Origin of the sequence: Streptomyces beijiangensis (assembly GCF_017315755.1) — a bacterium.
Classification (GTDB): domain Bacteria; phylum Actinomycetota; class Actinomycetes; order Streptomycetales; family Streptomycetaceae; genus Streptomyces; species Streptomyces beijiangensis.
In genome coordinates, this window is the sequence record NZ_JAFLRJ010001327.1 from 1 (window position 1) to 334 (window position 334).

Here is a 334-nt window from a genome sequence, read left to right on the forward strand (position 1 = left end):
TGCTGACCCTGCGCGAACTGGGCGTGGTGCGCGCGGTGCACGCGCACGGGGCGGACACCGTCGAGGTCGAACTGACCCCCACGTACACGGGGTGCCCGGCCGTCGAGGCGATGTCGGCGGACATAGCGCGGGTGCTGCGCGATCACGGGGTGCGCGAGGTCACCGTCCGCAGAGTGCTCGCGCCCGCCTGGTCGACCGACGACATCACCGACGAAGGGCGGCGCAAGCTCCGGGAGTTCGGCATCGCCCCGCCGCGCGTACGGCCGGCGTCCGGTGCGGTCGCGGTGGCTCTCGGGCCGACCCGCGCCCGCGACCCACGGGCGGGCGGAGCGGA

General features: G+C 75.7%; 1 protein-coding gene. It reads left to right on the forward strand.

Annotated elements, in window-relative coordinates:
• Positions 1–334 (forward strand): iron-sulfur cluster assembly protein (locus tag J0695_RS41685; protein WP_206970018.1); only part of this gene is annotated, 334 nt, incomplete at both ends.